We start from the raw sequence: 3,747 nt of genomic DNA, 5'->3' as shown, positions 1-3,747 counted from the left end.
AGGTGGTCGAAAAGAGAATTGAAGTGCTGACTTTCGTCCCATTTGTGATAACCAGCAAGGTCTAATACTTTTGCGTAGAGTCGATCTTTTTGTTTTTGTGAGGGAGTGAATGGTCTGAGCCCCTTGCCGCCAAGCAGCTCTTTACTGATGAACATTAAATCCTTAGAAACCTGCGAGTAAGCGATATCTAGGATGACGGGCTTTGATTTGAAGTATCCCAAAATCGCGACAAAGTAACATCTATGAGCTCTGAGACGAATTGACCGAAAAACTGCCAATTCCGCATCGTTCAGAGAAAAGTACAGACGTTGTTCTTCGATTGAAAAAATGGGTGGGGAATAAAGATCTGCCTGTTCTGCTCTCGTGAGAATAGTAATTTCGTTTTTGATGGCCATATCAGGGCTGTTCCGTATTAAATGTACGATATTTACCTAATTTGCCACACTTATAAGTAGTAACCCACCTCCGCAGCCATTTATTGGTGTGGTCTACAGAGGATTATGTCTTTTTAGAGGGGAAAATCCCTAGAACCCCATTGTGGTTGATAAGTCCATCAAGGCCACTACCGGGCGAATAGTGCTTGCGACTATTGATAATGAATTCGTTGTTAAGCGTTTAAAGTTAGAGCCGGAAAATAACAGAGTATTATTTCTAAGCTCGAACTCAGAATACAAGCCAATCGTTGTTGATTTTGATGGTGAAAATAATTGGGATGAAAATGTTATTTGGGGCGTTGTCACTAGCGCTATAAGTATTTTTTGATGTGGGTTCTGTGTGATATAAACGCTGCATATGTTTCATTTATTCAGCTTTTCAATCCTCAATACGATATTAATACTACGCCGCTCGGTGTATTAAGTTCAAACCAAGGCAATGTTATAGCGCGAAATCAACCCATGAAAGCGCTCGGCATAAAAATGGGTGAGCCATATTTTAAGGTAAAAGAAACACTTCACAACAGCAATGGCCACGTATGGGGCAGTAACTTCACATTGTTTGGTGATATGAGCAATCGGTTTCACACTGAGCTAGAAGAGCTACTATTTGACTGTCACCGGTACTCAATTGATGAAAGCTTTGGCCATATTGACTCGACTATGGCGCCCAACGCTAAATCATACGCTTTACATATTAAAAATACGTTAGCTAAGAACTTGGGCATTGGTGTTGGTGTCGGTGTCGCTCATACGAAAACACTTGCTAAATTAGCTTCTCACGCAGCTAAACTCAATGCATGGAAAGCTAAAACCAATGGTGTAGCTGTACTCGATACCCCCGTAAAGGTTGATTGGGTTCTTCAAAGGGTAAAAGCAAGTGATATATGGGGAGTCGGTTCAAAAACGGCAGATAAGCTTACTGCACTTGGTATAAATACTGGATTGGAATTAAAAAATTTCAATATAGTAGAAGCAAAACGAAAATTCGGTGTTGTTTTATCTCGAACTATACAAGAGCTGAATGGGGTTAATGCCGTGGAGCTAAAGGACCTAAACGAAGGCCGCGATAGCATTTGTGTTTCAAAAAGCATGGGTAAGCTTGTAACAGATTTAAATGAGCTTAAAAGTGCTCTATCGTCACATGTTTCTACTGGAGCAGGTAAGTTACGCCGGCTTGAGTTGTTCACCAATAGCCTGACTATTTTTGTTTCAACGGATGTGTTTAGGCAGTCTCAGCCACAATTTCGTAAAAGCATTGAAGTGAAATTGCCTTTTCATAGCGCAGACTCGGACGTCTTAATCAGATATGCTATGTTTGCTTTGGAAAAAATTTACCAGGAGGGTTATCTTTTCAAAAAAGTTGGTGTGATCTTCAACCAGCTATTATCAAAGAATGACCACCAGCAACTTAATCTGTTTAATGATTCGGGCATTTCAAACGTAAATAAAAAGACTACCGTAAGCGATGAAATAAATAGTAAATTCGGTAACAATGTCATTAGATTCGGTGTCCAGGGTTTTAAACAAGCGTGGAAGCCAAAAGATGATTTAGCGCCAAAGAGCTACACAACAAACTTAAAAGAATTACCGGTTGCACTTGCTAAGTGATAGTGCGAGGCCGATTAACAAGAGAAAACCGATTCTGCTCAATTCCATTTGTAGAAAAGTTAACAAGATAATTGGAATAAGTATCTATTATCTGACCTCTAAATGATTTGCCCAATAATGTAAATTCGATACCGTTGTAGCATAATCGTGTCTATTAATAAGGTTATCAAATGATAAGAGCATTGTTTCAAGCACCTTGATACTGAGTGGCGAAAGGTTGCTTTGAGTTTGGTAATTACATAAGTTTTTTTCTAGGAAAGCCTCTAGGTTCTCGCGGCTTTTGCAGCAAGGGTGAACTTCTATTATATGAGTATACTCATACGTATGACCTTAACGACCTAACCCAATGATTTATTTGTGTTATTAAGCAGCTTATATACGCCACTTATTTGGTCTCGTTTAACATTTTGCCGTTGGCAATGTTGCGCTAAAAATGCCAGCGCGTTATTCATGGCTTTTGCTAAATCCGTACCACGACTCATGGCTATATCAAAGCAAAATGGTATCCACCACATATGGGCAGTTTTTGCTCCGGTAAAAAGCGACAACACCCGGTTATACTTCTTTTGTGCCGCGTTGATTAGCCAGCGTTTTAAGGTTGCTGCCAGCAAGCTACCCCAAATTAACGTCTCAACGATTGTGGCATGACCTGTATCGAATTTATTTAAATTATTCATCGACTTCCACTCTTTGAATAATAATTCTATTTGCCAGCGAACACGATAAAAATCACCCACAACAGCTGGAGGAAACTGCTCACGGTCAAGGTTAGTGCAGACCAATACATGACGTTTTTTGTGATCTAATGCTGCAAATGCAACGCAACGATAAACCGGGCCATTCGGCCACTGCACATCTAAATCCAATACACCTGCATTGGGTAATTCTTTTAACCATGTTTTCAGCGGCTTCATCTGCTGAGTCTTAGTACAAACCGCCATTGGATTAACACGGTTACACATCCGCATAATAAAATACGCGCAGGCTTCTTGAAGCTGTTGTATATAAGCTTTTGAAAAATAACCTGCATCTGCCATAAATAAGCAGCCTGATAAAGAGGCGGGTGAAGGCAAATAGTCCCGCTCGGGTGCCGTGTCCTCAGTCAGACTAACACCGTCAGGTTGCCCCTTAAACACGTCATAAGTGACATGTAACTCAACCGCTGCCGGACTATTTTCATTAAAACGTCCTGGAAAATAGAACATTAAGTCGTCATGTACAGCGAAACTGGTGCCATCTTGTAAAATAATGCGCTTGAACATGTCCTGATATTTATTCCTGATAGCAAACATATCAGGGAGATGCAGAGCCAGCGCCTTTTCAAACACTTCACGCATAAATTCAGGAGCAGCCATTTTAACCAACTGTTTATGAAAGGGTTTAAGCTTTATGTCCGTTGAGTGCATATGGTTAAATTGCCGGTGCACATCGGCAATCGAATTCGTTGTTCCTGCACCCAGCGCACTGACCAGCGCCATGCAAAACTTCTGTGGCGTCACCTGCCGCCGCCGCTTCATAAAGCCTGATTGCTTGCCAAGCGCATCAAGCTCTGCTGCTGAAAAAAATCGTTCAAAAGCGCTCGAAAATCGGGTATCTTGTTGTTGCTTCATTCGTTTTTCCTGCAAAGGTGATCTTTTTTTTCTGGTAAATCAATTAGATCACGAATGAAGCACCTCTTCAACTCCTAAAGATCATACCTATG

The 3,747-nt window shown here is 40.9% G+C and carries 4 protein-coding genes; 2 read left to right on the top strand and 2 right to left on the bottom strand.

Going from position 1 to position 3,747, the window contains the following annotated elements:
• On the bottom strand, positions 1-395 hold a 395-nt coding region (locus H592_RS0111400; protein WP_028868872.1), incomplete at its 3' end, for a DUF4158 domain-containing protein.
• Between the two features lie 142 nt (positions 396-537).
• On the opposite strand from H592_RS0111400, the gene H592_RS22145 reads away from it, so the two are divergent.
• Together H592_RS22145 and H592_RS0111390 are read left to right on the top strand one after the other, a co-directional pair.
• Positions 538-762 (top strand): LexA family protein, encoded by a 225-nt coding sequence (locus H592_RS22145; RefSeq protein WP_051369137.1) that lies wholly within the window; start codon positions 538-540, stop codon positions 760-762.
• Entirely contained in the window at positions 762-2,045 is a 1,284-nt protein-coding gene (locus H592_RS0111390) for a Y-family DNA polymerase (RefSeq protein WP_028868873.1), read from the top strand. Before H592_RS22145 ends, H592_RS0111390 begins: the two co-directional genes overlap by 1 nt.
• A gap of 338 nt (positions 2,046-2,383) precedes the next feature.
• Here the strand turns inward: H592_RS0111390 and H592_RS0111385 are convergent, their stop codons facing one another.
• Complete coding sequence (locus tag H592_RS0111385) at positions 2,384-3,655, bottom strand: IS4-like element ISPa13 family transposase (RefSeq protein WP_000813355.1); 1,272 nt, start codon at positions 3,653-3,655, stop codon at positions 2,384-2,386.
• Positions 3,656-3,747: the final 92 nt, after the last annotated feature.

It is taken from the genome of Psychromonas arctica DSM 14288 (genome assembly GCF_000482725.1).
Classification (GTDB): domain Bacteria; phylum Pseudomonadota; class Gammaproteobacteria; order Enterobacterales; family Psychromonadaceae; genus Psychromonas; species Psychromonas arctica.
Note: the sequence above shows the minus strand (reverse complement) of the source record. Positions and strands in the feature narration are given on the sequence as shown.